Below are 24,944 nucleotides of genomic sequence, written 5' to 3'. Positions count from 1 at the left end.
GCACGGTCATGGCTCGGCGGCCTCCGCCCACCTGCACCGTTCCCGCCACTCCGGCCCGGCGAACCAGGCCCCCTCAGCCGTCCCGCCGCAGGGCCCGCGAGGTCTTGGCGGTGGCCACCGCGTTCCACGGGTCCTCGGGCCAGGGGTGCTTGGGATAGCGCCCGCGCATCTCCGCGCGCACCTGGGCGTAGGGCCCGGACCAGAACGAGGCGAGGTCCTCGGTGATGGCCAGCGTGGCCTTCCCCGGGGACAGCAGGTGGAACTGCACGGGCACGCGCCCGTCCGCCACGCGCGGGGTCTCGACCCAGCCGAAGCACTCCTGGAGCTTCACGGCCACCACGGGCGGTCGTGCGGGTTCCGCCTCGTCCCAGACCTCCGGGTAGTCGATCCGCGCGGTGTTCCCGCTGGGCACGTCGAGCCGCCACGGGACCAGTTCGTCCAGGCGGGCGGCCTCGGGCCACGGCAGCAGCCGACGCAGGGCGTCCGCCACGCGCACCGAGCGTAGCGCCCCACCGCGGGCCACGTCGCGCAGCTCGGGGCCCAGCCACTCCTCGGCGCGGGTGAGCAGGGCGGCGTCGTCCACCGCGGGCCACGGTTCCCCCAGGTGACGACGCAGCAGGGCGAGCCGGGCGCGCAGCCCCCGGGCGGCGTCGTCCCACGGCAGCAGGTCCAGGCCCTCGGCGGCGAGCGCGGCGCGGATGGCGGGCACGGCGGTGTCCGGGTCCGCGCGGACAGGCGTGGCGGAGAGCTCGATCGCGCCCACCGCACGCACCTCCCGGGTGCTCACGCGCCCGTTCGAGAAGCCCGCGCGCGTCTCGGTGCGGGCGAGCGGACCGGCGACGAGCTGCGCGTGCGCCAGGTCCAGGGGTGCCGCCGCGCGGATCACCGCGCCGGTGCCCGCGGCGGCCCTGCCCGGGGCGCGCGTCAGTTCGGCGACGGCCAGCCACTCGTGGTGGCGCAGCGGGCTCCCGGTCTCCAGCCCCGCGCGCGTTCCGGAGGCGAGCAGCCACTGGTCCCCGTGGGCGTCCATCCGCCGGGCAATCCACTCGGGCCGCGCCAGGCCCACGACGACGCCCACCCGGACGTCGGCGGGCACCACCGGTTCCGGGCCGCGGGGCGGCTCGTCGGTGTCCTCCCCGGGCCCGTCCGCCGAGCCGCCGGCCGCGGGCTGCGCCGCCATCCGCTCCAGCGGTTGCACCTCGCGGCGCCACCGGGCGGACCCGCCACCGCGGGAGGAACGCAGTCCGCGCACAAAGGCGGGGATGTCCGCGGCGGGCACGCGGACGCCGTCGGAGACCGCGGCGATGACCTCCGCCGCCGTCCTGGTGCCCACGAGGTCCGCGCCGTCCAGCAGGGCGCGACCCCAGCGGGGTTCCACGGGCAGGGAGACCAACAGGCGCCCGAGGTCGGTGGCGCGGCCATCCTCGGCCACCGCACCGAGGCGCGTCAGCTCGGCTTCCGCGTCCGCGCGGGCCCGGGACGGCAGCGGGTCCGGCAGGGCCATGCCCTCACCTCCCGGGGAGCCCCACACGGCGAGCGCGAGGCACGCGGCGGTGAGGTCCGCGGTGCGCACCTCGGGAACGGTGTGGGCGGGCATGGCGCCCCAGGCGGCGCCGTCGTAGCAGCGCACCACGGTGCCCGGGCCCTGGCGGGCGGCGCGGCCGGCGCGCTGCTCGGCCGAGGCCTTGGACGCGGAGACCGTGACGAGCCCGGAGATCCCGCGCCCGGCGTCGCGCCGGGGCTGGCGGGCCAGGCCGGAGTCCACCACGAGGCGCACGCCGTTGACCGTGAGCGAGGACTCCGCGAGGGACGTGGTGACCACGATGCGCGGGCGCTCCCCCGGCGCGCGGCCCGCCACGGCGCGGTCCTGCTCGCGCGGGGCGAGCTGGCCGTGCAGTTCCAGGACCTCAGCGTCGGTGAGGCCGCGCAGCTCGGCCGCCACGCGGGAGACCTCCCGGGCGCCGGGGAGGAACACGAGGGCGTCCACGGTCGGGTCAGCGGCCACGGCGCGACTGTGGGCGGCCGCGGCGGTGCGGGCCACGTGAGCCAGGAACGCGGGGGTGACGCCACGGTCGTCCAGGCGCTGCGGGCCCGGTGCCCACTCGACCGTGAGCGGGTGCAGGGCGGACGGGCAGTCCACCACCGGAGCGGGCGCGTCCCCTCCCAGCAGGGCGGCGAACCGCTCCGCCTCCACCGTGGCGGACATGGCCACGAGCACGAGGTCATCCCGCAGCTGCCGCAGCTCCGCGAGCATCCCCACGAGCAGGTCCGACTCGATGCCGCGCTCGTGCACTTCGTCCAGCACCACGGCGGCGGTCCCGATCAGTTCCGGGTCACGCAGCAGGCGGCGCAGCAGGATCCCGGGGGTCACGAACTCCACGCGGGTGGCCTTCGACGTCTTCCGCTCCCCGCGCACGGTCCAGCCGACGACGCCGCCCGGTTCCGTTCCCGTGAGCGCGGCCAACCGGCGCGCGGCGGCCCGGGCGGCCACGCGGCGGGGCTGGACGACGACGACGCGGGCGGCATCCTTTGCGTTGCCGTCGAGAACCAGGTTGGCCACGACGGGCGGGACCACCGTGGTCTTGCCCGTGCCGGGAGGGGCCTGCACCACGGCGGCCCCGCCGACGAGCGCCTGCTTCAGCCGCGGGAGGGACTGCGCGAACGGCAGGCCCCGGCCGATGCGGTCCAGGTCGAAGGATGGGGAAGCCATGACCTCACCCTAGGTGTGCCCAGCCCACATGGGCTGGTCCTGCCGTGCGTTGACCGGTTGAATCCGCCACCGTTCCTGCACACACGAACCGTGCAATGTGAGCAAAGAGTGAGGGTTCGACTGTTGGTGGGCGTCGAGTAGACGCTCGACGCGATGATGGCATCCCAGCGTGAGTGGTTTACTTCTCTCGTGAATGGACCAGCGTGGGCCCTACTTGCTTTTTCATCTGGCGGTACTCGCGGTTTTTGTCTGCATCGCCCACCGCCACCCGGCACGAAACCACCGACCCTCTGTTGGGCAACGCCTGACGGTAGGAGTCATCGGTCTCATGGCCCTTGCCCCTTGCATCATCATTCCGGTTTCTGCCCGTCCAAGCAGCCAGCCCGGGCTTGCCCGTCTCCTCCTGTTCCTCTCGCTGCCCGCTATTACCTTTGTGGCCGCGACGTATTCTCGGAGAAACCGACGTTCTAATCACAGCTGAGCCTCGACCGCGCACCCGGTAGCTCACACGAAAGCGAGCTCAACCGGTCAACGCACCACCATTTCGGCACTGCCTTGACTCGCCAAGAGAGGGCATCCGCACCGGTGACAGTGCGGTGACGACAAAACGCAAATCGTCGCGAAACCTGACAGCATCGAGACCATGCAGGAAGAACGCGAGAGAACCCATCAACCGTGGCTTTGCGTGCTGGCAGGACGCTCAGGCACGGGCAAGACGACGCTCGCCAAGCAGCTGGCGCAGGCAACGGGTGCTTGCTACCTACGCGTCGATGCCGTCGAAACAGCCCTCTACAGGGTCCAGGAACACATTGGCGCGGCTGGCTACGTGGTCGTCCACGAGGTTGCCGCTTCCAACCTCCTGCTCGGAATGCACGTCATCGTGGACGCTGTCAACGCCGTTCCCGAGACTCGCGCCGCCTGGCATGAAACCGCGCACCGGTGCGGCGCCCAATTGACGGTTCTCGAGACCGTTCTGCCAGATGGAGATGAGCATCGCCGCCGTGTCGAGTCCCGCCAGGCCGATATCCCCGGGCACCAGGTTCCGACGTGGAGCGAGGTCCAGGCCGATGGCTGGGTGCCGTGGAGCGAGGATCGCGATGGCGCACGCGTCGCGGTCGACACCACTGTCGCGGAAAGTGCCCTGCGAGACGCTCGGGGAGCATTGCCAGCACCCTGACGCGTGCTCACGCCGCGTTCCAGGGATTGTGACGGTGGGTGTAGATCCGACGGTCGTTTTTTCTCCACCGCCGGTAGGGCCAGACAGGAACCGCACCACTTCATGAGTGCAATAGGTCAGCGCGCCACAGGAACACTGGAGTCCCATGACCACTCCTCCAGTCGGGGATGCTCATCCAGGGGCGCTCGGCCACAGCAGTAGAGAAAAACAGCGGTGGGGTCACCGTCGGGCGAGCAGGGGAAAAGCCGACTCAGTAGCGGTGCGCACAGGGTTGCGGGCGGCCTCCACTCCAGACCTAGGCCACGGGCGATGTCATAGGTGTGGACCAGGACCTCGACCGCGCCCATCGCAGCAAACCCGGGGCCGTCTGAGACACCGTAAGGGTGCCAGCCCCTCACATCGAGGTGGGCGTTCTCAACGGCCTGCTCAAGCATTCGGCAACACATGGCGATTGCCTCAAGAACCTGGCAGTTGGTTGCGTTCTGATCCACCACCACGTCGATGGGGAGATAGTTGTCCTGGGGCTGAGCGATCACCTGAGACGCGTAGGAAAACAGGTCGTCTGCCACGTGCACCGCCGTGTCCCGGCAGGACCACTCCAGGTCGCCGGCGGGGGCCGCCCAAGAGAGGTCTGCAACGGCCCCCAGTACTGACCGCATCTGCACGACCGAGTCGCTGAGCACCTGCGTCATCGAGTCCACGGCTAAATCCTAGTGCCGCCACATCAGACCAGCAGGTAGAGCGCCCCCAGCACCGTCACCACGATCACGGCGGTGTCGAACACCCGCTGCCGGATGCGGGTGATCGCCCACCGCCCCGCGAACGCGCCGAGCACCACGCCCGGCACCAGCAGGGCGTCGAGCACGACCGTCTGGGTGGTGATAAGCCCTAGCCCCACGGAGACCGGAACCTTCAGCAGGTTCATCACCGCGAAGAACCATGCCGCGGTGCCCAGGAACGCGTGCTTGGGGAAGCGCGCGGCCAGGAAGTACATGGACATCACCGGTCCCCCGGCATTCGCAACCATGGTGGTGAACCCGCCCAGCGAGCCGTACCCCGCGGCCACGGCGCGAGAGGCAGGGGCGGGCGGAGCGGCGTCGCCGTCCCGGGGTGCGGCGTCCCGGTGACGCTGCCAGAGCGTGAGTGCCATGAGCATCAGCAGCATCACACCGATCACGCGGCGGACGAGCGAGTCCCCCGCGAACGCGAGGAACGCAGCCCCCAGCGCAAGGCCCACCAGAACCGCCGGGAGCATGCGGATCAGCGTGGGCCAGTGCGCGTGCTTGCGGTAGGTCCACAGCGCGAACATGTCCCCCACGATCAGCAGCAAAAGCAGCGCGCCGGTGGAGGGCTTGGCGGGGAGCACGGCGGCGAAGATCGCCACGGCCAGCGTGTTGATGCCCGGAAGCGCCGTCTTGGAGAACCCCACGAGCACCGCGCTCACCGCCAGGGCGGCCCAGGCGAGGGTGCTCAGATCGGGGAGCAGGGTCATGGGAGGTCCTTTCCGCGTGACGGGCGGAGAACTTCCCCGGCGCCCCGCACAATCTAGTGGAGCAAAGACAGCCCAGCGGCCCGAAATCTGCACTAGCGGAGCAATGGCAGACGCTCGGACAGGGATGGGTGGCGCGAGGACAGGCGAGCGAGGCGCATCGGCCGGTCCGGGGTGGTTGGTGCGTGGGCAGAGGTCCGGACCGCTGCAGGCTTGCCGTGGGGCGCCGGACAGGCGTGAGCGGCGCCCAGGCGAGGGTGGTGCGGGCCGCCAGGGCAGACGAGGGCACCGCCCACCCCGTCCTACAGTGGTACCCATGACCAACGCGCAGCTTCCCGAACGAGTCTCCGAGATCTTCGACCCCCAGCAGTGGCGGCCCGTGGAGGGCTTCACGGACCTGCAGGACATCACCTACCACCGCGGGGTGGAGCGGGATGCCAGCGGCACCGTGGTGAAGGACCTCCCGTGGGTGCGCATCGCGTTCGACCGCCCCGAGGTGCGCAACGCCTTCCGCCCGGGCACCGTGGACGAGCTCTACCGCACGCTGGACCACGCCCGGATGTCCTCGGACGTGGGCGCCGTGATCCTCACGGGCAACGGGCCTTCCGCCAAGGATGGCGGCTGGGCGTTCTGCTCCGGCGGGGACCAGCGCATCCGTGGGCGGGACGGCTACCACTACGCGGAGGGCGAGACCGCGGACTCCATCGACCCCGCCCGCGCCGGTCGCCTGCACATCCTGGAGGTGCAGCGCCTGATCCGCACGATGCCCAAGGTCGTGATCGCGGCGGTCTCCGGGTGGGCCGCGGGCGGCGGGCACTCGCTGCACGTGGTGTGCGACCTGACCATCGCCTCCGCCGAGCACGGGAAGTTCAAGCAGACGGACGCCACCGTGGGCTCCTTCGACGCCGGCTACGGCTCCGCACTGCTCGCCCGCCAGGTGGGTCAGAAGTTCGCCCGGGAGATCTTCTTCCTCGCGGAAGAGTATTCCGCCGAGGACATGCACCGCATGGGCGCTGTGAACCGCGTGGTCCCCCACACCGAGCTGGAGTCCACTGCCCTGGAGTGGGCGCGCAAGATCACGGCACAGTCCCCGCAGGCCGTGCGCATGCTCAAGTACGCCTTCAACCTCCCGGACGACGGCATGGTGGGCCAGCAGGTCTTCGCCGGCGAGGCCACCCGCATGGGCTACATGACGGACGAGGCCGTGGAGGGCCGCGACGCCTTCCTGCAGAAGCGGGACCCGGACTGGTCCGCGTTCCCGTACTACTTCTGAGCCGCCACGTGAGTCCCCACGGCCCCTCACCGGCCCACGACGACGCCGTGCCCGCCCACCGCGGGCCCGGCACCTCCGCGGCGGGGCCGGGCTCCGCGGCCTCCCCCGCCGTCCCGGAATCCCCTGTCCCGGCGGCCCATGCAGCATCCGCTCTGGTGGCCCACTGCGGGCCGGGCACCTCCGCGTCCGGACAAGAGCCCGGCCACCCGCTCGACGCGCCGCTGGCCGCGGAGCTGCCGAGCGACGTCGTGGTGCTGGACGGCCCCGTGGAGGGCAACCCGACGGCGTTGCTCCCCCGGCTGCGGGCAGTGCTGTCCCGCCCGGGGGCCGCGGTGGTCGTGGCCACCTCGGGATCCACGGGACGACCCAAGAAGACCGTGCTCAGCGCCGAGGCGCTCACGGCCTCCGGGCGCGCGACCGAGCGGGCGACCTCCGGGCCCGGCCAGTGGCTGCTGTGCCTGCCCGCGCACTACGTGGCCGGGGTGCAGGTGCTCGCCCGCTCCGTCCTCGCGGGCACCACCCCCGTGGTCATGACCGGCGAGCACTTCACACCCCGGGCGTTCGCCGATGCTGTGGAGGGCATGAACCACCCTGTGCGGTACGTGTCCGTGGTGCCCACCCAGCTGCAGCGCATCCTGGACCCGGCCGACGGCTCCCCCGACCCCCGCGCGGTGGCGGCGCTCGCGCGTTTCGACGCCGTGCTCGTGGGCGGCTCTCCCCTGTCCCCGGCGCTTGCAGCCCTGGCCGACGCCGCCGGGGTGCGCGTGGTCCGCACATACGGCATGTCGGAGACGTGCGGTGGCTGCGTCTACAACGGCGTGCCGCTGGACACGGTCACGGTCCGCATCCTGCCCGACGACGCCGGTCCCCACCTCGCGCACGCCCCCGCACTGAGCGTTCCTCCCGCCGAGGAGGCGTCCGCGGAAACCTGGTCTGCCGAGGAGGGGCCCGGAGGGACCTCCTCCGCAGCGGTGGGGTCCGCGGAGGCTCCCTCCACTGCGGCACTGCCCGCCGTTGACCAGGGCCCGGCGTCACCGCTCGAGGGCCGGATCTGGCTGGGCGGTGAGGTGGTCGCCTCGGGCTACCTGAACGATCCCGCACAGACCGCCGCCCACTTCCGGGTCTCCGAGGGGCGGCGCTGGTACCGCACCGACGACCTCGGATCGCTGGACGAGAACGGCCGCCTCACGGTGCTGGGCCGCACCGACGACGTGATCAACACCGGCGGCGTGAAGGTCTCTGCGGGCCGGGTGGCCGATGTGCTCCTGGACCACGACCGGGTGCGGCAGGCGCTCGTGCTCCCCGTGGCCCACTCGGAGTGGGGCCAGGTGGTGGCCGCGGTGGTGGCCGTGCGGCGGCCCCTGCACAGTGGGTCCGTCCCGGACGACCACCATCCCGACGGCGGTTTCGAGGGAGACCTCGGCCCCGGCCTCGAACGCGAGCTGGCCCAGTCGGTGCGCGAGCGCCTGGGAGCCCCCGCGGTGCCCAAACGCTGGTGCCGGGTGGACCGCCTCCCCCTGCTCCTCACGGGCAAGCCCGACCGCCGTGCAGCCGCCGCGCTGTTCACTGCGGAACCGGGAGCGAGCCCTGGTGCGGGTCCGGGCGTGGGGCCGCATGCCGACACCGGCGCGGAACCCAGCGCGCGCCCCGGCAAACGCTGAACGGCGGAACGGAGAAACTGTGCCCCTGCACACCCTGGACCTCGTTCTCGCTCCGGGCGACGACGCCCTCGTCCGCGCCCGGTGGGATGCCCTGAACCGTGCCGGGCTTCCGAGCCAGGCCGGCCACCGCAGCTCCTCGAACGCCCCGCACCTCACGGTGGTCTCCGCCCCGTGCTTCTCCGAGGCAGTGCTGCGGCGGGCCCGGGAGCTGTTCGGCCCCCTGCTGCCGTGTGCCGTTCCCGTCACCGGGCTCACGGTGCTGGGGAAGGGCCCGTACGTGCTGGCCGAGTCGCTCGCGGTTCCGCCCGCTGTCCTCGGGGCCGTGGCCGAACTGCGGAGCCTGCTGCCGGAGCAGCGCACCCTGTCCGGCCCGTGGGTTCCCCACGTCACCCTCGGCACACGCCTGGACGCCCCCGCCGTGGGCCGGGCGCTGGAGGTGCTGGGCGACGTCGCGCCACCCCGCTCGCTGGACGTCACCGCGCTGCGGCGCTGGGACCCTGACGCCCGAGAGGTCACGGTGGAGGTGCCCTGAGCCCCGCTGCGCGCCGCACTCGAAGCACTCCGCGGTCGCACGGGCCGCCGCCGTCCGCACGGCATGTGCACCTGCACAGAGCATGAAACAATGACGGCACGTCCTCGTCCGTTCACGAAAGGTTGCACCGTGGCCACACCAGCTCAGTGGGTCGAGGGGGCACGCCTGCGCACGCTGCCCATGGCCGCGGCCCCGGTGATCGCCGGCACGGCCGCCGCGCAGACCCTGTACGAGGCTCGCGTGGTGCCCGCGCTGCTGGCCCTGGTGGTCGCGCTCGCGCTGCAGATCGGCGTGAACTACGCCAACGACTACTCGGACGGCGTGCGCGGCACGGACGACGAGCGCGTGGGCCCCTTGCGCCTGACCGGTTCCGGCGCCGCCACCCCGCGGGAGGTCAAGACGGCCGCGTTCGCGTGCTTCGGCATTGCCGCCGTGGCGGGTGCCGCCCTCGTGGTGCTCTCGCAACAGTGGTGGCTCGCCGTGGTGGGGCTGCTCGCCATTGCCGCCGCCTGGGGCTACACGGGCGGGAAGAAGCCGTACGGCTACATGGGCCTCGGGGACCTATTCGTGTTCCTGTTCTTCGGCCTGGTGGCCACCCTGGGCACCACGATCACCCAGGCCGGCCGCCTGAACATGGACGCCTGGGTCATGGCGGTGTCCACCGGGCTCTTCGCGTGCGCCCTGCTCATGGCCAACAACATCCGGGACATCCCCGGGGACCGCGAGGTGGGCAAGCAGACCCTGGCCGTGCGGCTCGGGGATCCCAAGGCCCGGCTCACGTTCACCGCGGAGCTGTTCGTGGGCATGGTCCTGCCCCTGCTGCTGGTCCCCGGCAACCCCTGGGTGCTGCTGGTCTACGCCATGACCCCGCTGGCCGTGAACGCGGGCTCCACGGTGCTCAAGACCCCCGAGCGGCGCGAGCTGATCCCCGTGCTCAAGATGTGCGGCTTCATCAACCTGGGCGTCACCGTGCTCTACGCGGTGGCGGTGTTCGTGCAGCAGTACGTGGGCTGAGCCCGCTCAGAGCTCCCGGCGGGACTCGGCATCCGTGTACGAGTCCTCGATCTCCTGGTCTTCAAGCTCCACGCGGTTGGTGGGCTTGGGTGAGCGCGCGATGAAACGGTGGAAGTCCTGGCCCGCGGCGTAGTGCAGCGTGGGGAAGAAGATGTAGCAGATCGCGAACGCGGCCACCACGGCCGCGATCCCGGAGAACACCAGTCCCAGTCCCAGGAGCATGAACAGCAGGAACAGGACCACCAGGATGCCCAGGCGCAGCAGGGAGTACTTCAAGAAGTTCACGGGCCCATTCTAGGTGGTCTCGCTGTGTGCACCCCGGGCGCGGCGCCGCGCCCCATGGGCCACGAACGCGGCTCGTCCAGTGGGCTCACCTAGGATGAACGGCATGGGCAGAGCCATTCTCATCATCGGAGCGGGCGCACTAGCGGTGGGCCTCGTCATCTACGCACTCATCGAGTGCGCACAGTCGGAGAGGTACCAGGTGCGGGCCGTCCCCAAGGGCGCGTGGCTGCTCATCATCCTGCTGCTGCCCGTGGTCGGGGCCGTGCTGTGGCTCTTCTTCGGCCGTCCCCGCACGGACGACGCCGCCCGGGACGCCGCCCGCGGCCGCGGCCCGGACGACGATCCCCAGTTCCTGCGCAACCTCGAGGAGCGCCGCAAGCAGCAGGAGCAGGCACGCAAGCTGCAGGAGTGGGAGAACGAGCTCAAGCGCACCGGTAGGGCACCGGGAGCCAAGCCGCAGGTGGACGAGCCGCTGGACCCCTCCGACCCGCGCTGGACGGAGCCCACCACCGGTTCACACGCCGTGGACGACTCGAGCGGCGGCAGGAGCACGGACCCGGGCAGTGGACGGAGCACCGCCGGGGACCACCACACGGACGAGACCCCGGACGGTGACGGCACCGGCCCCGGTCACCCCGAGGGAGATCCTCCCCGCCACGACTGACCCCCGTCCGGGACACAGTCGCTGAACGGCCACACGCGGATGGCCCTGGCGCCCGGCCACCGCGCGCCCCGGTGTCCCCCTGCACTCGGGCACCCCGCCTTCCTCGTGTGCCCCGCAGCACCCCGCAGCCAGCACCTCATGACAGAGCCCGCCTCCGCAGCAGCGGAGGCGGGCTCGTTCGTGGAAGGCGGTGGGCGGCGTCGTGATGTGTGCGGACGCCGCCCCGCGCGTCACAGGCCGGAGTAGGAGTGCAGGCCCGGGAACAGCGTGTTGACCACGGTGAAGTTGAAGACCACGCACATGTAGCCGGCGATCGACAGCCACGCGGAGCGGTTGCCGTTCCAGCCGCGGGTCACGCGGGCGTGCATGTAGGCGGCGTAGACCGTCCACACCACGAAGGTCCAGACCTCCTTGGTGTCCCAGCCCCAGAAGCGGCCCCAGGCCTGGTCGGCCCAGATGGCGCCCGCGGCCAGGGTGAAGGTCCAGAACACGAAACCGACAGAGTTCAGGCGGAACGCGAAGTTCTCCAGCGTGACCGAGTCCGGCACGGCGCGCAGGAAGCCCATGCGGGACTCCTGCCCGGAGGCCAGCAGCCGCTCGCGGCGGGACTGCATGAGCTGCAGCACGGCCATGGCGAACGTGATGGTGAAGATTCCGGACGCCGCCACCGCGATGGACACGTGGATGATCAGCCAGTAGGACTGCAGGGCGGGCTGCAGCGGGGACACGGGGGTGGGGAACGCGATGGTGGCCAGGCACAGCATGGTGAGCACCAGGCCGGAGACCATGGGACCCACGAAGCGCAGGTCCTTGAAGATCAGCGTGACCAGGTACACCCCGGAGACCACCAGGGCACCCGTGCTGCAGAACTCGTACATGTTGGCCCACGGCACACGGTCCGCGGCGATCCCGCGGGAGACCACGGCGAAGGCGTGGAGCACGAACGCGATGACCATGAGCGCCACGGCCACGCGCGCCGCCGGGCGGCGGGTGTTGTGCTTGTAGTTCAGCGCCTCGAACTCGCCGGCACCCTTGGTGGTGTTCTGCGCGGAGGTGCGGAACTCGTCGGAGACCGTCCCGCCCCCGTCCGTTGCCGCGGTGGACGGGCCGCCGGCGCTCGACGCCGCCGGGCCGGAGACCGTGTCCACGGAACCTGCCGCGGAGGAACCGCCCGCAGCAGCCGCGCCGGCGCCCACGAGCTGCTCGGACTTCCGCTCGGCCGCGGCCTGCTTGGCGGCCCGCGAGCGCTCCTTGACCGCGAGGGTCTTGGAGTGGGTGGCCATGTCCCACACGAAGGCCACGAACGCCACCATGTAGGTCATGGCGGCCAGAAGCATGAACCACTCGCTCCAGTTGCCCAAAGTCACATTGATGTCGCTACCCATTGTTTTGCGCCTTATCCGACGAATCCAGGTGGAACTCCCGCACGCCGCGGTCCTCCCACAATGACGTCCACAGAGCTGTCAGTTTTTCGGCTTCCGCACCCAGGCGGTGGTCCTCGCCACGCGCCAGCAGGCCGTACTCCAGAACAGTACACCGCACCCCGTGGGCGTCCTCGGTCTCCACGGCCCGCACCCACGCCCGGCGGCGCGCGATGAACAGGCTCATGATGAGCCCGGTGAACGCCACCAGGAAGGAGATGAAGGCCGGGATCCGCCCCGGGTCGTAGTGCACGTCCAGGCCCACGTAGCGCTTGACGTCCACGAACTCGACGCTGCCCTTGCCCTCGGGCAGGGTGGCCGTGCGGTGCTGGCCGTCCAGCACGATGGGCCCGTTGGGCGAGCTCATGGAGTTGAGCTCCTCCAGGTTCTGGGTGTCCAGCACGTACACGTTCTGCGGCTGGCCGCTGTCCAGTCCCAGGTCACCGCTGAATGAGGAAAGCAGTAGTGCGGGGTTGTTCAGCGCCGGGTCCACCGACTGCGGGATCTGCCCGTCCTGGGAGACCGCCGTGGGCAGCAGGAGACCCACGAAGCCCAGCTGGTCCGGAGCGGCGTCGGGCACCTTGAGGGTCAGGGAGGAGGTGTAGACCGAGTCGGAGGGCACCGTGACCACGGGCCCCTCGTAGGCCACGTTGCCCTCGCCGTCCTTCACGCGCAGCACGGGGGCGTAGCCGTTGCCCACCAGGTACACCTTGGTGCCGTCCACGTTCAGTGGCTTGTTGACCTCCAGCTTCACGTCCTCCGGCTCGGCCCCGGGTTCCTCCGTGACGGTGAGGTCCGCGTTGAAGTCCGTGGGCTGCCCGTAGTGCTCGGGGTCCGAGGTGTCACGGTTGAAGGTGGCCTCGAACGAGTCCAGCTGCAGGGAGAACGGGTTGAGGGAGTCCTCGTCGAAGTTGTTGCCCGGCTCGAAGGAGTCGTAGGCCACCAGGGTGTTCACGAAGGACTCGCCCTCCACCACCACCTTCTGACCCTTGTAGCCGTACAGGGATCCGATGGCCACGGAGATCAGCACGGCCAGCAGCGCCACGTGGAAGAGGATGTTGCCCACTTCCTTGAGCATGCCCCGCTCGGCCGCGACCGACGGCGCCGCGGAGCCCAGGTCCTGGACCTGCACACGGTAGCCGCGCTTCTTCAGCGCCGCCGCCGCCTGTTCGACCGCCTCGTCCGGGGTGGGGCCCTCGCCGCCGTCCCGGCCGCCCAGCATGACCTTGCGGTACTGGGGCATCCGGGTGAGCCGCTTGGGCGTGCGGGGCGGCTTGGAGCGCCAGGCCTTGAAGTGCTGGATGGCACGCGGGATCACGCAGCCCACGAGCGAGATGAAGAGCAGGATGTAGATCGCCGAGAACCAGTAGGACTGGTAGACGTCGAAGAGCTGCAGGGTGTCCAGCACGGGCCCGATCGTGGGGTTGGCCTGGATGTAGCTGGTGACGGCCTCCGGGTCCTGCACCCGCTGCGGGAACAGGGAACCGGGCACCGCGGCGATCGCCAGGAGCAGCAGCAGCACCAGCGCCGTGGACATCTTGGTCAGCTGCCGCCACGCCCAGCGCAGCATGCCGATGAACCCGAGTGCCGGGACCTCCACATCGGGGCGCTTCGGCTTCCGCTCACGCGGAGTGCGCGCTGTCGTCATATCGGCATCACCCAATCGGTTACGAATTCGGACTGGATCCAGGAGACCAGTGCGGACCAGACGCCCGTGGCCATGGCCAGGCCGATGAGTACGAGCACCACGCCGCCCACACGCTGCAGGGTGAGGCGGTGGCGGCGGAAGAAGGACATGGCCCCCATCCCCCGGCGCATGGCCAGGGCGATGAGGATGAACGGGACCCCGAGTCCCAGGCAGTAGGCGGTGGTCAGCACCACGGCCTTGCCCGTGGAGGCACCGTCCACGTAGGCCAGCGCCTGCACGGCCGCAAAGGTGGGTCCGATGCACGGTGCCCACCCGAGCCCGAAGGTCATGCCCAGCACGGGCGCGCCCCACAGACCGGGAGGTGGCCGGCGTTCGATCTTGCGGTCCCGCTGGAACCACGAGAGCCCGCCCAGGAAGACCACGCCCATGACCATCACCAGGATTCCGAGCACCACCATGATCCACTCCTGGCCCCGGAACCACGCGAAGGCCCCGAGCTGGGCGAGCACCACGGACATCACCACGAACACCAGGGAGAAGCCCAGGACGAAGAGCAGGACCCCCCAGAAGATGCGGCCGCGGCGCTGTTCTCTCAGGTCCGCCCCGGTGAGGCCGGTGATGTACCCCAGGTAGCCCGGGATCAGCGGCAGCACGCACGGGGAGGCGAAGGAGACGAAGCCCGCCAGCAGAGCCACGGGCAGCGCGGCAATCAGTGAGCCGTCGAGGATGACCTCGGCGAAGGGATTGCCGTTCATGCGGACTCGGCCACCGTGTCCTTGATGAGCGCGTCCAGGGTGGACTTGTCCGCCTTGCCGAGGATCCGGGCGGCCACCCGGCCCTCCGAGTCCAGCACCAGGGTGGTGGGCACCGCCTGCGGGGGCACGTACTCGCTCAGGGCCAGCAGCACCTCACCGTTGAGGTCCGTGGCGGAGGGGTACTCCACGCCGAAGGTGCGCTCGAACGCCTCGGCGGTGGCCTGCTGGTCCCGCAGGTTCACGCCCATGAACTGGGCCTGGTCCCCGTACTCGTCGTGCAGCGCCACGAGGTCCGGGGCCTCCGCACGGCACGGGGCGCACCCGGCGTACCAGAAGTTGAGCACCACGGGCTTGCCGCGCAGGCTCTCCGCGGAGACGGTGGAGCCGTCGTACATGGCGGCGTTGAAGGACACCGGCTCGCCGCGCTGCTCCGGTGCGTACTCGCTCACGGAGCCGTCCCCGGCCACGTACCCCTTGTCCCCGCCGGAGTTCGCCTGGTCCGCGAGGTCGTCGGAGGACGCCGAGCAACCCGTGAGCGCGAGGCCCGCCGCGGCCACCACGGCGATCAGCCCCGTGCGCACACGCGTGCGGGCGCGCGGACGCCGGGCGGAGGAGGGCTGTGGGGTCACGGAGTCATCACCTGAAGACGTGAGGGGGGTGCAGTGGGACATCGATTATGAGCCGGGAAGCTGGTTGACACCTGGATAGAGGTGGGCGGCCGGTTCCCGGTAGTGCAGCTGCGGGACCTCGGCCGCGTCCACGTCACGGAACGTCAGGGAGGTCAGCGACGCGAGGTTGCACTGCCGGCGCCGCGGATCGTGCGGCAGGGGGCGTCCCTCCACCGAGCGGCGGGTCAGCCAGATGGGCAGCTGGTGGGACACCGCCACGGCCTGGGCGCCGTCGCCCCCGATCCGCACGGCTTCCCGGGCGAGCTCCCGCACGGCCTGGGCCATGCGCTCCACCTGCTGACGGTACGGCTCGCCCCACGAGGGGCGCAGGGGGTTGAGCAGGTGCGGCCAGTGCTTGGGCCTGGCCAGCTCCCGGCCGGAGACGTGCAGGCCCTCGAAGTGGTTGGCGGGCTCGATCAGCCGCTCGTCCGTGCGGACGTCCAGGCCCAGTTCACGGGCCACCGGTGCGGCCGTCTCCCGGGTGCGGGTCAGCGGGGAGCATGCGAGGAGCACGATGTTCTCCCCCTCCTGCACGCGCTGCGCGAGGTCCGCCGCGGCGGCCTCCGCCATGCGGGCGCCCTTCTCGGAGAGGTGGTAGTCCGGCAGGCGGCCGTAGACCACGTGCTCGGGGTTGTGGACCTCGCCGTGGCGCAGGAGGTGGACGGTGGCTGAAGGCATGGTCCCAGTGTCTCAAACCCCGCCGGGAGGCCCCAATCCGAGGTTCAGGCGAGCACCGCGCGCAGCCGCTCGCCGTCGATCCGCCAGCGGTCCCAGGGGGCACCGTCCACGAAGACCACGGGCACGAACTCGGCGTAGTCCCGGGTGAGGGCGGGGTCCCCGGTGATGTCCTGCTCGCGCAGCGCGGTTCCGGTCTGCGCGCACACCCGCTGCACCACCTCCCGGGCGTCGTCGCACAGGTGGCACCCGGGTTTGGTCAGCAGCGTGACCTCGTGCCGGGGGCGGTTGCGGGTCCAGTCCACGCCGGACAGCAGTCCACCGGAGCGCCCCGCGCGTCCGGTCGAGCGAGGTGCCGGTGACGTGCCCCCGGAACCGGGCCGGGCGGCGTCGTCGTGCTCCCCGGAGGCCGGCTGGGCGGCGCCGTGGACCGCGGAGCCCGTCCGGGCGGGGTCGTGGTCTGCGCGCACCGCCCCGGGGTGTCCGCCGGACGAGCCCGGGCCGGTGCCGGCGGGGGCCTGCGCAGATCGGGGCTGATCGGTCATGGCGACCATGCTACGCACATGGCAAGGCCCCGCTCCCCCAACGGGGAACGGGGCCTGGCACGCGCGCTGCCTACTTCTTGTTGCGGCGCTGGTGGCGGGTCTTGCGAAGCAGCTTGCGGTGCTTCTTCTTGGACATGCGCTTGCGGCGCTTCTTGATGACCGAACCCATAGGATCCCTCACAATTCTCTGGACAGTGTGTTTGCTGGGGGCTGCGAGTCAACGCCACCCCGCCCCATCGAACTCAGGGGCAACATCCGATTAACGGCAAACTACGCCATAGCCTACCGCGTGACCCCGCCTCGCCTGAAAACGGGGGCCGGGCTCACGCGCTCGCGCGGGGCGCGGTGGAGAGCTCGTCGACCTCGGTGGCCCGGTCCGGCGACGCCGCCGCGTCGCCCAGGGCACGCGGGTCCGCCGCGGTGCTGCGGGCCTGGTCCGGGTCCACGCCGGCCTCCTCGTACTGGTACTCGATGTGCTCGCGCACCAGACGGGCCGCGAGGGTGCGGTCCCCCGCGTCCAGGGCCCCGACGATCGCCCGGTGCTCCGCGCGGATGCGGCTGGACGTGGTGGACCACAGCGGGACGTGACCCACCAGCGCCATCGTGTACTCGTAGATCGAGTCGCGCAGCGCGGTGAACAGCGCCGTGCTGACCGCGTTGCCGCAGGACTTCACCAGGGCGATGTGAAAGCTCACGTAGAGGTCGTGGAACTGCTTGAGCCCCAGGTCCTCGCGGTCCATCTCCGTCATGATCCCCTGCAGCTCGTCCCGGGGGATCCAGCGCTGCTCGGAGGCGTGCAGGGCGGAGGTCTCCAGCAGCACCCGGGTCTGGACGATGTCCCGGAGGGGGTGCTCGGAGGTGGCCATGTGCAGCTGCAGCGCCGGACCGGCGGACGCGGCGGGTTCCCGCACCAGGATGGGCAGGATGCTGCGGTGGGGGCCCTCGAAGAGCTTGACGATCCCCTGCGACTCGAGGATCTTCAGGGCCTCGCGCATGGAGTTGCGGGACACGCGGAAGATCGCGGCCATGTCCTTGTCAGTGGGCAGCCGCTGCCCCAGCACCAGGTGTCCGTCGAACAGCTCGTTCTCAAGCCACTGCAGAACCTCTCGATGCGTTGCCATAGTCTCCACCCTAGACTCGACGGGTGACCAACCGCTGGATGCGGCGGCCGGTCACCGTCGCGAGCCCCCGTGCTCTCGTGCCTTCTTGCTCTCGCGTTCTCGTGCGCGGTCTCAGATGATGCCCTGGGCCACCATGGCGCGCGCCACCTTGATGAACCCGGAGATGTTCGCACCGGCCACGTAGTTGCCGGGCATGCCGTACTCCTCGGCGGTCGCGGCGCAGGTCTCGTGGATGCCGCGCATGATCTCCTGCAGCCGGTCCTGCGTGTGCTCGAAGCTCCACGAGTCCCGCGAGGCGTTCTGCTGCATCTCCAGGGCGGAGGTGGCCACACCGCCGGCGTTCGCGGCCTTGCCCGGCGCGAACAGCACGTCCGACTCCTGGAAGAGGTGCACGGCGTCCGTGGTGCAGGGCATGTTCGCGCCCTCGGCCACGGCCACCACGCCGTTCTCCAGCAGGGTCTTGGCCTGGCGGCCGTTGAGCTCGTTCTGGGTGGCGCACGGCAGGGCCACGGAACCCGGGACGTCCCACACGGAACCGCCGGACACGTAGGTGGCGGAAGAGCCGCGGCGCTCGGCGTAGTCGCTCATGCGCCCGCGCTCCACCTCCTTGACCTGCTTGAGCAGCTCCAGGTCGATGCCGTCCTTGTCCACCACGTAGCCGCCCGAGTCCGAGGCGGTGAGGGCCTTGGCCCCGAGGGACTGGGCGCGCTCGATCGCGTAGATGGCCACGTTGCCGGAACCGGAGACGATCACGTCCCGGCCGTCGAAGCTCTTGCCCTGCGTCTTGAGCATCTCCTCGGCGAACATCACCGCGCCGTAGCCGGTGGCCTCGGTGCGCACGAGCGAGCCGCCCCAGGACAGGCCCTTGCCCGTGAGCACCCCGGACTCGTAGCGGTTGGTGATCCGCTTGTACTGCCCGAACAGGTAGCCGATCTCCCGGCCGCCCACGCCGATGTCACCGGCGGGAACGTCCGTGTACTCGCCGATGTGGCGGTACAGCTCGGTCATGAAGGACTGGCAGAAGCGCATGATCTCGGCGTCGCTGCGCCCGGAGGGGTCGAAGTCCGAGCCGCCCTTGCCGCCGCCGATGGGCATGCCCGTGAGCGCGTTCTTGAAGATCTGCTCGAAGCCCAGGAACTTGACGATGCCCAGGTACACCGAGGGGTGGAAGCGCAGCCCACCCTTGTACGGGCCCAGGGCGGAGTTGAACTCCACGCGGAAACCGCGGTTGATGTGCACCTCGCCCTGGTCGTCCACCCACGGCACACGGAAGATGATCTGCCGCTCGGGCTCGCAGATCCGCTCCACGATCGCGGAGTCCAGCACCTCCGGGTGCCGCGCCACCACGGGTCCCAGGGACTCGAAGACCTCGTCCACGGCCTGGTGGAACTCGGACTCTCCCGGGTTGCGTGCCGTGATGATCTGCCGGATGGGGATCAGTTTCTCGTGCATGGCTCTCCTGCCGTCTCGTGGTGTCGGTGGGTGGGGCCCTCAGTCGCGGCGTGTGCCGCGGCCGCGGCGCCGGAACCCCGTCAGAGTGGACAGCAGACCGCTCTGACGACGATGCGCCCCACCGCGCGGACGCAGCAGCTCCGCGCTCTCGGACGGGCCGGACCCCGCGGGATCGCGGGGGCCGGCCTCGCGCACGGCATCGGACTGCGCGCGTGCGTCGGCGGGGACATCGTGCTCCACACTAGCCGGTGTGACCGGGGTCTCCGCGTCGGGAAGGGGCTCGGCCGAGTGCTCCGCGGTGGTTTCGAGGTCCTCGCTCTCGCGGTCGGCGGCGGGGTCCGTCTCTGCGAACCCTGTGCGGTGCTCCGCGGCCTCGTCCTCGGCGTCAGGCAGGGCGGGCGTCCCGGACTCGCGCTCCGCCATCCCGGGCTCGTGGCCCGCCATCCCGGCCCCGGGCGCGTCCTCCACGGAAGCCGGTACGACGCCGGTCCCGGCCTCCTCCTCCTCCGTCACCTCGGTGACCTCCGCGGTGAACCACGGCACGGACCGCTCGGGGGCGGATTCGGCGGCCGGGGAGCGGTCCTCCTCCGAGGACGGTACAGACTCCTGAACGACGGGGGCGAGCTCTGGTGCCGACCCGTCCGGATCGGGAAGCTCGATCGCGGCGTCGATGTCTGCGGCGGCAGTCTCCTCGACGGCTTCACCGGGCTCCGCGGCCTCTGCTGCGGTGGGCCCCTCCGAGTGCGCGGCATCAACGGCGGCGGCGTCCTCCGGCTCAGCGGGGTGGCCGTCCTGCGCTGCGGCATCGTCCGACGACACCGGCGGGACGGGCGGAACGGGCGCCGGGGCCGGCGCGGGCGGCGTCGTCCCCTCAGCAGGATCCGCGGCACCGGCGGCGGCGACGAGCTCGCCCAGCCAGGCCACGACCTCCTCCAGGGGTTCGGGGGCGATGCTGTAGAAGCGCTTCTGACCCTGTGCCCGGGTGCTCACCATGCGGGCGTCACGCAGCACCTTGAGGTGCTTGGACACCGTGGGCTGGGAGACCTCCAGCTCGGTCACGAGCTCGCCCACCGGCCGCGCGCCGTCCTGCAGGGCCGCGAGGATGCGGCGTCGTGTGGGATCGGAGAGCGCGGAATATGCATCGTGGGACATGGGAAACAGCCTAGTGGGAGCGCGCGCGTCCGCCCCAATCCGCCGCCCGGTGCGCCCCGACCGGCAGATGCGTCAGTCGTACCAGGGGTCCAGCCCCCAGTGGGGGAAGACCTCCTTGCGGGTGGCCATGATGCTGCGGTCGGTCTCGTCGTTGGGGTCGTAGCCGATCTCCCAGGACCGCCACCACAGGTCCACGTCGTCACCCATGACCTCGGGGGGCCGGCCGCCGTACGTCTCGCTCATGTAGTCCCGCCAGGACTGCGGCACCCTGGTGGTCACGGCCACGGGGTGCCCCGACGCGACACCCACCAGGTGCGCCCAGGAACGCGGCACGGCATCGTGGACGTCGTAGCCGCCGCCGCCCGTGGCGAGCCAGCGGCCCTCGCAGACCTCCTGCGCGAGGTCGCGCACGGCGAGCGCCACCTGACGCTGACCGTCCACGCTCACGCGCAGATGGGTCAGCTCGTCCTGGAAGTGGGAGTCGCAGCCGTGCTGGGAGACGATCACCTCGGGAGCGAACTCCCGCGTGATCGGGGGGACCACGGCGTCGAACGCGCGCAGCCACTGGGCGTCGTCGGAGCGCGTGGGCATGGCCACGTTGACCACTGTTCCGGCGGCCTCGCCCTCGCCGATCTCGTTGGCGAAGCCCGAGCCCGGGAACAGGGAGAGCCCCGTCTCGTGCAGGGAGATGGTCATGACGCGGGGCTCGTCGTAGAAGATCGACTGTGTACCGTCCCCGTGGTGGCCGTCCACGTCCAGGTAGAGCACGCGCTGCACACCGTTGTCCAGCAGGTGCTGGATGGCCACGGCGCAGTCGTTGTAGACGCAGAAGCCCGAGGCCTTGTCCGCGGCCGCGTGGTGCATGCCGCCGCTGAAGTTGACGGCGTGGACCACCTTTCCGCTCAGCAGCTCCACGGCTCCCTGGTAGCTGCCACCCACCAGCCGCGCACTGGACTCGTGGATGCCCGCGTAGCCGGGGGTGTCCTCCGTGCCCAGGCCGCACTCCGGGATCTCGCGGGTGGGGTCCTCGGAGACAGCGCGCACGGACTGCACGTACTCCGGGGTGTGCACGAGCTCCAGGACGCTGTCCTCCGGGACCTCCGGCACCGTGACCCGCACGTTCTCCGCCGTGTCCAGGCCGAGGTCCTGCACCAGGCGCATGGTCGCGTCCAGCCGCGTGGGACTCATGGGGTGGTAGTCCCCGAAGTTGTACTGCAGCAGCTGCGGGTCCCAGTAGACGCTGGTGGGGTGCTGGGCGTCGTTGCCCTTTGTCGCGGAGCTCACAAACCCATTAGACCACTCGGGTTGCGGGGCTGTCGCCGCACCGCACCGGGACAGGGAATACTGGGGGACGTTGCGCCCAGCAACCCCCGGGATCCGCTCCGCGCACCCCGGATCATCCGTGGCCGCCCCGAGGAGGTGCCGTGAGCGAGCTCGAGCAGCCCAGTGCCGTGGAGGAGCCGGACACCGACGCCTCCACCTCAGAACCCCTGACCACGCGCACCGCGCGCGGGATCCGCGACTTCGTGGACCGGATCGCGGACTCCTCCCCCGCGCGGCTGGCCGTGATCGTCTTCGTGATCGTGGACCTCGGCTTCGCGCTGCTGCTGTGGCTGCCGGTCTCTGCGCAGCCCGGGCGGCACACGAACTTCGCGGACGCCGTGTTCACCGCCACCTCCGCCGTGACCGTCACGGGGCTGACCACCGTGTCCACCGCCGCGCAGTGGTCCCTGTTCGGGCAGGTGGTCATCCTGGTGGCCATCCAGGTGGGCGGTCTGGGCACCCTGACCATGACTTCCATCCTGGCCCTGGCCATCGGGCGGAAACTGGGGCTGAAGTCCAAGCTCATCACGCAGGAGGCGCTGAACATCGGCCGCCTGGGCGAGGTGGGCTCGCTGCTGCAGATCATCGTGATCACCTCCATCACCATCGAGGCCGCGCTGGCCGTGGTGCTCTCCGTGGGCTTCCTGGCCGAGGGCGAGCCCCTGGGCACCGCCCTGTGGCACGGCATTTTCTACGCGGTCTCCAGCTTCAACAACGCCGGCTTCACCCCGCACACGGACGGGCTGGTCCCCTACGACCACGCCGGGCCCACGGTGTGGCTCATCCTGCTCCCGGTGTGCGTGGGCGTGATCATGGGCTCCCTGGGCTTCCCCGTGATCCTGGTGCTGCGCCAGGTGGGCTTCCGCTTCAACCGCTGGAACCTCAACGCCAAGCTCACCGTGGTGACCACCGCCATCCTGCTGCTGCTCGCGTGGGTGCTGTTCCTGGCCGTGGAGTGGAACAACCCGGACACACTGGGGGGCAAGTCCGTCCCGGAACGGATCTTCCAGGGGTTCTTCGCGTCCGTGATGATGCGCTCCGGAGGGTTCAACCTGGTGGACATGCCGGACACCTCCCAGGTTACCCTGCTGCTCACGGACGCCATGATGTTCGCCGGGGGCGGTTCCGCGTCCACCGCGGGCGGGATCAAGGTGACCACGCTCGCCGTCGTGTTCCTGGCGATCCTCGCGGAGGCGCGCGGCGACCAGTCCGTGATCGCGTTCTTCCGCACCATCCCGGACTCCGTGCTGCGCATCGCGATCTCCGTGATCATGATGGGGGCCTCCGTGGTGCTCGCGGGCTCCGCCGTGATGGTGGCGCTCACGCACCTGCCCCTGGACCACGTGCTGTTCGAGGTCATCTCCGCGTACGCCACGTGCGGGCTGAGCACGGGTGTCTCGGCGGCGTCCCCGGACGCCGGGAAGTACGTGCTGTCCGTCATCATGCTGGTGGGGCGCATCGGCACCACCACGGTGGCCACCGCCCTGGCGCTGCGCTCCCGCCGTCGTCTGTACTCCTACCCGGAAGAGAGGCCGATCATTGGCTAAGAACTCCTCCCACGCCGCCCCCGTCCTGGTGGTCGGGCTAGGCCGGTTCGGTGCCGCCACGGCGCTGCAGCTCATCCAGCAGGGCCGCGAGGTGCTCGGCGTGGAGCGCGATGCGAGCCTCGTGCAGAAGATGGCCGGGCAGCTCACCCACGTGGTGGAGGCCGAGGCCACGGACATGGACGCCCTGCGCCAGATCGGTGCCGCGGAGTTCTCCTCCGCGGTGGTGGGCGTGGGCACGTCCATCGAGTCCTCGGTGCTGATCACCGCCAACCTGGTGGACCTGGGCATCGACCGGATCTGGGCCAAGGCCATCTCCCCCGCCCACGGCAAGATCCTGGCGCGCATCGGCGCGCACCACGTGATCTTCCCGGAGGCGGACGCCGGACGGCGCACCGCCCACCTGGTCTCCGGGCGCCTGCTGGACTACATCGAGTTCGACGACGACTTCGCGATCGTCAAGATGTACCCGCCCCGCGAGACCCAGGGCTTCACGCTGGGCGAGTCCGACATCCGCTCCAAGTACGGCGTGACCGTGGTGGGCGTGAAGTCCCCCGGCGAGGACTTCACCTACGCCCGCCCCGAGACCACGGTCTCCTCGCGGGACCTGCTGATCGTCTCCGGGCACGTGGACCTCATCGAGCGCTTCGCCGCCCGCCCGTAGCACGACGCCGCACGGTCGCCTCCCGGGCGTCCTTCACCCGCCGGAGGTCGGCGGCCGTCCCGGCCCGCGGGAGAAGACGCGCAACGGCACCCGCGGGTGCGGCGGCGTCGTACCGGCCCGCACACGCGTGAACGCCGCAGCGCAACCGTGCGCGGTTCCCCGGCTCAGGCGCGCGGGTCCGCCGTCATCGCCTGCGTGGCCATGTCCATGAGCCCGGGGATCCCGGCGCGGGCGAACGCGCGGCGCTGCCGGATGGCGCCGTTGCCGCGCGCCACGATCCGGCGCACGCCGGTCTCCGCGAACTCCCGGTCCGCGGCCGTGGGGTGGTAGTCCCGCGCCCGTTCCAGCAGCGTGTCCACGAGGGTCTCCCCGGGGACGAGCTCCGCGGCCACAGGGTCCAGGACGCGACCGCTCAGACCCCACCGGGCCGCCTGCCACAGGGCGATGTCCAGGTACTCCTGGCTCAGCTCCACGGTGGGCGGCACGTCCACGGCGTAGTCCGCGAGCGCGCGGATCAGCACCGCGATGGCCACGGAGTCCTGCGCCTCCAGCTGAACGTCGCACGCCCGGATCTCCAGGGTGCCGTGCTTGTGGGAGAGCCGGGCCAGCCAGCTCAGGGTGGAGGGGCTCTCCATCACGTCGAACGCGCTGAGCACGGCCACGCGCTGCTCGTGGTCCGCGAGGTCCTTGAAGTGCGGCGGGATGTCGTTGGCGATCCAGCGGCGGTAGTGGATGGAGCGCCAGGACTCGAAGCCGGACTCCGTGCCCCGCCACAAGGGCGAGTTGGCGCCGATCGCCACGAGGGCGGGCAGCCAGCCGCGCAGCCCGTTCAGTGCCCGCACGGCGTCCTCCATGTCCGGGAAGCCCAGGTGCACGTGCATGCCACTGATGTACTGGTCCGCGGCGATCGCGGGCGTGTACCCGGCGAGGCGCTGGTAGCGCTCGTTCACCGTGATGTCCGCGGGCTCGGGGCGGATGTCCGGTGCGGCGGCCACGCCCACCACGTCCATGCCCATGGCGTCCGTGGCCTCGTGCAGCGCGGTGCGGAAGTCCACGAGCGAGGCCACGGCCCCGGCGGCGTCGTGGAAGATCGGGGAGGTCTCCTCCACCTGGCACGAGAGCCACTCGGGTGTGGCCGCGCCGCCGCCCGCCTCCAGGGAGACCAGCTGCG

24 protein-coding genes are annotated in these 24,944 nt (G+C 71.0%); 8 read left to right on the top strand and 16 right to left on the bottom strand.

The genetic code is table 11. The features are described from left to right. Positions 1–73 precede the first annotated feature (73 nt). Entirely contained in the window at positions 74–2,710 is a 2,637-nt protein-coding gene (gene hrpB / locus QL985_RS07575; RefSeq protein ID WP_019311132.1) for an ATP-dependent helicase HrpB, read from the bottom strand. Between the two features lie 643 nt (positions 2,711–3,353). On the opposite strand from hrpB, the gene QL985_RS07570 reads away from it, so the two are divergent. Then, on the top strand, positions 3,354–3,887 hold the full coding sequence (locus tag QL985_RS07570) for an AAA family ATPase (RefSeq protein WP_081477492.1): 534 nt from the start codon (positions 3,354–3,356) through the stop codon (positions 3,885–3,887). A 116-nt stretch (positions 3,888–4,003) separates the two neighbouring features. Here the strand turns inward: QL985_RS07570 and QL985_RS07565 are convergent, their stop codons facing one another. Both QL985_RS07565 and QL985_RS07560 read right to left on the bottom strand, forming a co-directional pair. Continuing rightward, positions 4,004–4,579, bottom strand: coding sequence for a maleylpyruvate isomerase N-terminal domain-containing protein (locus QL985_RS07565; protein ID WP_290147700.1), 576 nt, complete (start codon positions 4,577–4,579; stop codon positions 4,004–4,006). Between the two features lie 32 nt (positions 4,580–4,611). Continuing rightward, positions 4,612–5,379 carry a sulfite exporter TauE/SafE family protein gene (locus QL985_RS07560; protein WP_019311129.1) on the bottom strand — a complete coding sequence of 256 codons (768 nt, stop codon included), beginning with the start codon at positions 5,377–5,379 and terminating at the stop codon, positions 4,612–4,614. A 313-nt stretch (positions 5,380–5,692) separates the two neighbouring features. Between QL985_RS07560 and QL985_RS07555 the strand changes: the two genes are divergently transcribed. The 4 genes from QL985_RS07555 (at position 5,693) to QL985_RS07540 (ending at position 9,856) form a co-directional block, all read left to right on the top strand. After that, positions 5,693–6,649: a 1,4-dihydroxy-2-naphthoyl-CoA synthase gene (locus QL985_RS07555; protein WP_029603614.1), complete on the top strand. Its 957-nt coding sequence runs from the start codon at positions 5,693–5,695 to the stop codon at positions 6,647–6,649. An 8-nt stretch (positions 6,650–6,657) separates the two neighbouring features. After that, entirely contained in the window at positions 6,658–8,310 is a 1,653-nt protein-coding gene (locus QL985_RS07550) for an AMP-binding protein (RefSeq protein WP_223110205.1), read from the top strand. A 19-nt stretch (positions 8,311–8,329) separates the two neighbouring features. Continuing rightward, complete coding sequence (locus QL985_RS07545) at positions 8,330–8,842, top strand: 2'-5' RNA ligase family protein (RefSeq protein ID WP_019311126.1); 513 nt, start codon at positions 8,330–8,332, stop codon at positions 8,840–8,842. A gap of 129 nt (positions 8,843–8,971) precedes the next feature. Next, positions 8,972–9,856 (top strand): 1,4-dihydroxy-2-naphthoate polyprenyltransferase, encoded by an 885-nt coding sequence (locus QL985_RS07540; protein WP_290147699.1) that lies wholly within the window; start codon positions 8,972–8,974, stop codon positions 9,854–9,856. A gap of 6 nt (positions 9,857–9,862) precedes the next feature. On the opposite strand, the gene QL985_RS07535 is transcribed toward QL985_RS07540, so the two are convergent. Beyond that, the gene (locus QL985_RS07535; RefSeq protein ID WP_121566535.1) at positions 9,863–10,141 is read right to left on the bottom strand and encodes a DUF4229 domain-containing protein; all 279 of its coding nucleotides are present in this window, start codon (positions 10,139–10,141) and stop codon (positions 9,863–9,865) included. 103 nt (positions 10,142–10,244) lie between these two features. Here QL985_RS07535 and QL985_RS07530 point away from each other — a divergent pair, with 103 nt between their 5' ends. Then, entirely contained in the window at positions 10,245–10,805 is a 561-nt protein-coding gene (locus QL985_RS07530; protein WP_259905453.1) for a PLD nuclease N-terminal domain-containing protein, read from the top strand. 230 nt (positions 10,806–11,035) lie between these two features. Here QL985_RS07530 and ccsB read toward each other — a convergent pair whose 3' ends face one another. The 11 genes from ccsB to QL985_RS07475 all read right to left on the bottom strand — a co-directional run bounded on the left by ccsB (position 11,036) and on the right by QL985_RS07475 (position 21,526). Then, positions 11,036–12,142: a c-type cytochrome biogenesis protein CcsB gene (gene ccsB, locus QL985_RS07525; protein WP_259905476.1), complete on the bottom strand. Its 1,107-nt coding sequence runs from the start codon at positions 12,140–12,142 to the stop codon at positions 11,036–11,038. 40 nt (positions 12,143–12,182) lie between these two features. After that, the gene (locus QL985_RS07520; RefSeq protein WP_259905451.1) at positions 12,183–13,874 is read right to left on the bottom strand and encodes a cytochrome c biogenesis protein ResB; all 1,692 of its coding nucleotides are present in this window, start codon (positions 13,872–13,874) and stop codon (positions 12,183–12,185) included. Next, a complete protein-coding gene (locus QL985_RS07515; protein ID WP_019311119.1) occupies positions 13,871–14,629 on the bottom strand; it encodes a cytochrome c biogenesis protein CcdA in 759 nt (252 codons plus the stop codon). The genes QL985_RS07520 and QL985_RS07515 overlap by 4 nt, the downstream gene beginning before the upstream one ends. Then, positions 14,626–15,258, bottom strand: coding sequence for a TlpA disulfide reductase family protein (locus QL985_RS07510; RefSeq protein WP_259905449.1), 633 nt, complete (start codon positions 15,256–15,258; stop codon positions 14,626–14,628). Before QL985_RS07510 ends, QL985_RS07515 begins: the two co-directional genes overlap by 4 nt. 45 nt (positions 15,259–15,303) lie before the next feature. After that, a complete protein-coding gene (locus QL985_RS07505; protein WP_259905447.1) occupies positions 15,304–15,975 on the bottom strand; it encodes a histidine phosphatase family protein in 672 nt (223 codons plus the stop codon). 44 nt (positions 15,976–16,019) lie between these two features. Continuing rightward, positions 16,020–16,517 carry a glutaredoxin family protein gene (locus tag QL985_RS07500; protein WP_259905445.1) on the bottom strand — a complete coding sequence of 166 codons (498 nt, stop codon included), beginning with the start codon at positions 16,515–16,517 and terminating at the stop codon, positions 16,020–16,022. Between the two features lie 70 nt (positions 16,518–16,587). Then, the gene (locus QL985_RS07495; RefSeq protein ID WP_005504750.1) at positions 16,588–16,686 is read right to left on the bottom strand and encodes an AURKAIP1/COX24 domain-containing protein; all 99 of its coding nucleotides are present in this window, start codon (positions 16,684–16,686) and stop codon (positions 16,588–16,590) included. A 154-nt stretch (positions 16,687–16,840) separates the two neighbouring features. Beyond that, the gene (locus QL985_RS07490; RefSeq protein WP_259905443.1) at positions 16,841–17,638 is read right to left on the bottom strand and encodes an FCD domain-containing protein; all 798 of its coding nucleotides are present in this window, start codon (positions 17,636–17,638) and stop codon (positions 16,841–16,843) included. 111 nt (positions 17,639–17,749) lie between these two features. Beyond that, positions 17,750–19,090, bottom strand: coding sequence for an NADP-specific glutamate dehydrogenase (gene gdhA / locus QL985_RS07485; RefSeq protein WP_259905441.1), 1,341 nt, complete (start codon positions 19,088–19,090; stop codon positions 17,750–17,752). Between the two features lie 39 nt (positions 19,091–19,129). Next, the gene (locus QL985_RS07480) at positions 19,130–20,242 is read right to left on the bottom strand and encodes a metalloregulator ArsR/SmtB family transcription factor (protein ID WP_259905439.1); all 1,113 of its coding nucleotides are present in this window, start codon (positions 20,240–20,242) and stop codon (positions 19,130–19,132) included. A gap of 72 nt (positions 20,243–20,314) precedes the next feature. Beyond that, complete coding sequence (locus QL985_RS07475) at positions 20,315–21,526, bottom strand: acetoin utilization protein AcuC (RefSeq protein ID WP_019311112.1); 1,212 nt, start codon at positions 21,524–21,526, stop codon at positions 20,315–20,317. 140 nt (positions 21,527–21,666) lie between these two features. On the opposite strand from QL985_RS07475, the gene QL985_RS07470 reads away from it, so the two are divergent. Further along, positions 21,667–23,112 (top strand): potassium transporter TrkG, encoded by a 1,446-nt coding sequence (locus tag QL985_RS07470; RefSeq protein ID WP_019311111.1) that lies wholly within the window; start codon positions 21,667–21,669, stop codon positions 23,110–23,112. Continuing rightward, positions 23,105–23,773: a TrkA family potassium uptake protein gene (locus tag QL985_RS07465; protein WP_019311110.1), complete on the top strand. Its 669-nt coding sequence runs from the start codon at positions 23,105–23,107 to the stop codon at positions 23,771–23,773. The genes QL985_RS07470 and QL985_RS07465 overlap by 8 nt, the downstream gene beginning before the upstream one ends. A gap of 164 nt (positions 23,774–23,937) precedes the next feature. On the opposite strand, the gene QL985_RS07460 is transcribed toward QL985_RS07465, so the two are convergent. Next, the coding region (locus tag QL985_RS07460) for a YbdK family carboxylate-amine ligase (protein WP_290147698.1) at positions 23,938–24,944 on the bottom strand (1,007 nt) is incomplete at its 5' end.

Source organism: Kocuria sp. APC 4018 (assembly GCF_030407675.1).
In the GTDB taxonomy this organism is placed as follows: domain Bacteria; phylum Actinomycetota; class Actinomycetes; order Actinomycetales; family Micrococcaceae; genus Kocuria; species Kocuria rhizophila.
Note: the sequence above shows the minus strand (reverse complement) of the source record. Positions and strands in the feature narration are given on the sequence as shown.

Excerpts from the sequence above, each read along its gene's own strand:
- hrpB (WP_019311132.1), bottom strand. The coding sequence starts at position 2,710 with ATGGCTTCCCCATCCTTCGACCTGGACCGCATCGGCCGGGGCCTGCCG.
- QL985_RS07570 (WP_081477492.1), top strand. The coding sequence starts at position 3,354 with ATGCAGGAAGAACGCGAGAGAACCCATCAACCGTGGCTTTGCGTGCTG.
- QL985_RS07565 (WP_290147700.1), bottom strand. The coding sequence starts at position 4,579 with ATGACGCAGGTGCTCAGCGACTCGGTCGTGCAGATGCGGTCAGTACTG.
- QL985_RS07560 (WP_019311129.1), bottom strand. The coding sequence starts at position 5,379 with ATGACCCTGCTCCCCGATCTGAGCACCCTCGCCTGGGCCGCCCTGGCG.
- QL985_RS07555 (WP_029603614.1), top strand. The coding sequence starts at position 5,693 with ATGACCAACGCGCAGCTTCCCGAACGAGTCTCCGAGATCTTCGACCCC.
- QL985_RS07530 (WP_259905453.1), top strand. The coding sequence starts at position 10,245 with ATGGGCAGAGCCATTCTCATCATCGGAGCGGGCGCACTAGCGGTGGGC.
- ccsB (WP_259905476.1), bottom strand. The coding sequence starts at position 12,142 with ATGCTTCTGGCCGCCATGACCTACATGGTGGCGTTCGTGGCCTTCGTG.
- QL985_RS07520 (WP_259905451.1), bottom strand. The coding sequence starts at position 13,874 with ATGACGACAGCGCGCACTCCGCGTGAGCGGAAGCCGAAGCGCCCCGAT.
- QL985_RS07515 (WP_019311119.1), bottom strand. The coding sequence starts at position 14,629 with ATGAACGGCAATCCCTTCGCCGAGGTCATCCTCGACGGCTCACTGATT.
- QL985_RS07505 (WP_259905447.1), bottom strand. The coding sequence starts at position 15,975 with ATGCCTTCAGCCACCGTCCACCTCCTGCGCCACGGCGAGGTCCACAAC.
- QL985_RS07500 (WP_259905445.1), bottom strand. The coding sequence starts at position 16,517 with ATGACCGATCAGCCCCGATCTGCGCAGGCCCCCGCCGGCACCGGCCCG.
- QL985_RS07495 (WP_005504750.1), bottom strand. The coding sequence starts at position 16,686 with ATGGGTTCGGTCATCAAGAAGCGCCGCAAGCGCATGTCCAAGAAGAAG.
- QL985_RS07490 (WP_259905443.1), bottom strand. The coding sequence starts at position 17,638 with ATGGCAACGCATCGAGAGGTTCTGCAGTGGCTTGAGAACGAGCTGTTC.
- gdhA (WP_259905441.1), bottom strand. The coding sequence starts at position 19,090 with ATGCACGAGAAACTGATCCCCATCCGGCAGATCATCACGGCACGCAAC.
- QL985_RS07480 (WP_259905439.1), bottom strand. The coding sequence starts at position 20,242 with ATGTCCCACGATGCATATTCCGCGCTCTCCGATCCCACACGACGCCGC.